The sequence below is a fragment of the Halorubrum tibetense genome (assembly GCF_042661865.1).
Lineage (GTDB): Archaea > Halobacteriota > Halobacteria > Halobacteriales > Haloferacaceae > Halorubrum > Halorubrum tibetense.
The window spans coordinates 1-3,686 of record NZ_JBHSWW010000244.1 but is presented as its reverse complement, the minus strand read 5'-3'; the positions used below and the strand labels follow the sequence as shown (position 1 = coordinate 3,686).

General features: G+C 67.0%; 5 protein-coding genes. 3 read left to right on the top strand and 2 right to left on the bottom strand.

The features are described 5' to 3' along the window. A partial coding sequence (locus ACFQEU_RS12905; protein ID WP_379782782.1) for a cation:proton antiporter domain-containing protein occupies positions 1–631 on the bottom strand: 631 nt, incomplete at its 3' end. A 125-nt stretch (positions 632–756) separates the two neighbouring features. On the opposite strand from ACFQEU_RS12905, the gene ACFQEU_RS12900 reads away from it, so the two are divergent. Further along, entirely contained in the window at positions 757–930 is a 174-nt protein-coding gene (locus ACFQEU_RS12900; protein ID WP_379782780.1) for a hypothetical protein, read from the top strand. A 30-nt stretch (positions 931–960) separates the two neighbouring features. On the opposite strand, the gene ACFQEU_RS12895 is transcribed toward ACFQEU_RS12900, so the two are convergent. Then, positions 961–2,964 (bottom strand): helicase HerA domain-containing protein, encoded by a 2,004-nt coding sequence (locus ACFQEU_RS12895; RefSeq protein WP_379782777.1) that lies wholly within the window; start codon positions 2,962–2,964, stop codon positions 961–963. Between the two features lie 122 nt (positions 2,965–3,086). Here ACFQEU_RS12895 and ACFQEU_RS12890 point away from each other — a divergent pair, with 122 nt between their 5' ends. Beyond that, a complete protein-coding gene (locus tag ACFQEU_RS12890; protein WP_379782775.1) occupies positions 3,087–3,434 on the top strand; it encodes a DUF5518 domain-containing protein in 348 nt (115 codons plus the stop codon). A gap of 92 nt (positions 3,435–3,526) precedes the next feature. Then, a partial coding sequence (locus ACFQEU_RS18295; RefSeq protein WP_465261146.1) for a DUF8081 domain-containing protein occupies positions 3,527–3,686 on the top strand: 160 nt, incomplete at its 3' end.

Sequence of the window (3,686 nt, the reverse complement as noted above, 5' to 3'; positions counted from 1 at the left end):
GCCGGACGAGCACCACGTAGACGACCGCCGCGACGACCATCCCGACGCCGAGCCCGGCGACGAGCCGCGAGAGGAACCCGGACAGCACGCCCGCGGTGTCGCCGGTCCCGACGACGAGCGTCTCGAACACGACGATCGCGAGGATCGCGGCCGTCACGTCGTTGATGATACCCTCCGCCTCCAGCGTCGAAGCGACGTGTTCGCGGACGTCGATCACCTGCAGGATCGGCGTGATGACGGTCGGGCCCGTCGCGATGAGCAGCGCGCCGATCAGGAACGCGAGTCCCCAGTTGTCGGTGAGGAAGAACTGCACCGCGAGCGCCGTCCCGAAGAACATGATCGCCGCGCCGACGGTCACGACCCGAAGGATCGACTTCGGTGCCTCGGCGAGCCGTTCGCGTGTGAGATCAAACCCGCCGTCGAAGACGATGATCGCCACGGAGAGCCCGACGACGGTGCCGAGACCGTCGCCAAACGTTTCGAGGCCGATATACCCGAGCCCTTCCGGTCCCAGCAGAACGCCGACGAGGATCAGGAAGAGAACGCTCGGGATCCGAAGCCGTGACGAGACGACCTGTAGCGCGATCCCGATCCCGAGGATCGCGGCGATGATCGGGAGTGTCGCACTCACTGTACACGACTATTTACCACGAACGCTTATAAGGGATCCTCAATACGCGTTAGGCTCGGTGCCGAAGAGGGCGCGCCGTCGGCGTCACCCGAGAGAACTAAGCCGGTGAGTGTTCGAGTGTACGTATGTCGCTTCTGGGACGGTACCTCGACTGGTTCCGCGAGCAGAGCTCGCAGGTACAGATCGGGTCGACGGTCCTGCTTTTCGCCGTACTCTTCGTGTTCGGCGTCTACACCGCCGGGATCGGACCGGGACTGCTCATCGTCATCGTGATGATCGACCACTGGTACCGGGGCTGACCACGGGCTAGAGCCACCCACAGACGCGGATCACTCCGTGTCGGCGGCGTCCGCACCGCGCTCGGCGATCCGCCGTGCAACCTCGCTCAACCCGCCGGTGTGAGGGAGGGGTTCGTCGTCGTCGGTGTCGGGCGTGTCGTCGGTATCGGGCGTGTCGTCGGTGGCAGCGGCAGTGTCTGGGTGACCCGCGTCCCCGGCGGTACCGACGAGATCCACATCGCCGCCGGCAGTGTCGGAACGGGAGGTCTCGTCGTCGGAACTGCCGGCGTGTTCCACGTCGCTCGGGTCCGCATCCGGCGGGTACGAGCGCTCTGCCGGCGGGACGAACGCCGTTTCCACCTCCCGAACCGTCTCCCGGACCGCCGGTTCCTCGAGTCGGTCAGCGTACGCCTCGCGGATCAGGTCGGGCACCGCGTAGGCGTACTGCCCCCGACCGGCGTGGCGGAGCAGGCCGGCCTTTCGGATCGGCCGATGCCGGCTGTACGCGTGCTCCGTGTCGCCGTCGCCGCCGGCGTCGATATGTGCAGCGACCGGGTCGCTGACGCCCTCGCGTCGGTAGTGTCTGAGCATCCCCCGCGAGAGCGCTGGGAGCGACTCGATCCGGGCGCGAAGCTCCTCGATGACGGCCTCGCGGGTCCCCAGCTGGACCGCGTCGTCGAACCGGAGCGCACCCTCGGCGACATCGGCCCGCGTCACGGGGTCGACATCGTCGGACGAGTCGGTGTTGACGTCGTCGGACGAGTCGGCGTCGTTCGGGTTGGCGTCGTTGGACTGCCCGCGGTTCTCCGGGGGATCGGCATCGTTCGACGACGGGCCGGCCACGTCCTCGGGGTCGGAGTCGCTTCGGTCGCCGCCGCTCCCGTTCTCAGCTCCCGGGACCGACTCCGTCGCCGCGACCGCGGCGTCGTAGTCGGCGAGACCGGCCTGTTCGCGACGCTTCGCCGACGCGACCGAGCGACCGTCACCGCCGCGATAGGGGGCTTCGGCCTTCCCCAACAGCGCCTGTGCGAACTGGTCCGCCATGTCGCTCAGGTCCCGCGCCTCCTCGAGTTCGCGTTCGAGCTGACGGATTCGCTGGTCCTTTTTTTCCAGCTCCTGTCTGAGGTCGGCGAGCTCGGACTCGCGACGGGCTTTCTCGTCGGAGATCGACTGGAGTTCGCCGACGAGGTCGCTGGAGACCGACTTGAGCTCCGGGCGCTCGAAGTCGTCGAGGCCGGGGGTCGCGCCGGCGTCGAACGTCTCCTTGCGGTGGAACTGGATCCGGCGGATCGACTCGTCCCAGTCGGTCATGAGGAATGCCTCGCCGTCGCCGAGGTCCTCGACCGCACTGGCGTACTTCGACCCGAGGATCCGGCCGACGACTTTCGTGTCGTTGTCCCACGTGAGCCGGTGCCAGCAGAGCCAGTCACACTGAGTGATGAAATCCTTTTTCACGTCGGCCGGCCGCTGGCTGATGCCGACGATCCCGAGGCCGTGTTTCCGGCCGCGTTTTCCCACCTTGATCAGCATCTTGCCGGTCTCGTCCATCCCGCCGCCCTCGGGGATGTACTCGTGGCACTCCTCGACGACGAGGAGAAACGGCTTTTTCAGCCGCTTTTCCTTCGCGAACAGCTGTTTGACGACTTCGAGGAGGAGCTCGTTGGCAGTACTCTCTTCCAGATAGCCCGAGACGTCGAGGATGATCGGAACGTTCTGCTCTAAGGCGAGGTTCGCGAGTTTCTCGGCGTGTTCGGGCGAGACGACGATGTCACACTCCTCGTCCGCGCCGGCGTGGAGGATCTCGTACTCCTCCTTGAGGCCATAGTACTCCCCGTCCGTGTCGACGATCATGACGGGGAACCCGTTGTCGAGGAGGTTCTCGATAACGACGCTCGCGGTGTTGCTCTTCCCCGACCCGCTTTTTCCCGTGATGAAGGATCTGCCGGTGAGCACGTCGACGACCGGGAGTTCGACCGGCGAGCCCGGATCCGCCGTCGCGTCGCCGCCGATCCCCTCGCTGACGTCCGCGACGTGGATCGTCTCCTGCTCGCTCATACACGTGACAGGAACCCCTCGCCTCATAAACCATCGGCTCGGGGACGACGATCGGACCCTGTGGAACGAAGCGGCGCGTGGCCGCCACAAGACGTATGACTCGGCGGGGAGAGAGCCGGGTCGTGAGCACCGACAACACCCTCCTCAACGCGGTTATCGGCGCGGTTGCGACGTTCGGCCTCTCGTTTACCGGGATCTCTCCGGTCCTCGGCGGTGCGCTCGCGGCGTATCTCGAAGGCGGCGAGACCGCTGACGGGCTCCGTATCGGCACGCTCTCCGGGCTGATCGCCGCCCTCCCCCTCGGACTGCTGGTCGTCGCCGGGTTCGTACTCTTCGGGTTCGCCGGCACCGGTGCCGCCATCGGTGGGATCGCCCTGCTGATCGTTGGCGTCACGCTCGTCGCCGGCTACATCGTCGCGCTGAGTGCGCTCGGCGGCGTCATCGGCATCTACTTGAACGGTGAGCTGTAGCGGGGTCGGCGTCGCAACAGCACCGGCGACCGAAGCGCTCCCGTTCACCGTCTGACGTGGTTTTTAACCCGATGAGGGCCCACGGTCGGCGTGTGAGCATCGTCGTCGCGGTGAAACCCTCCGCGCGGAAGCGCAACGCGAAGGTGGGGCGGCTCGTCTTCGAGGACGGCTCCCGCCACCCCTTCGAGAGCCGTGCGGCCGCCGAGCGCTGGGCCGCCGACCTCTCGACCGGCGACGGCCACGTGTGGGTCG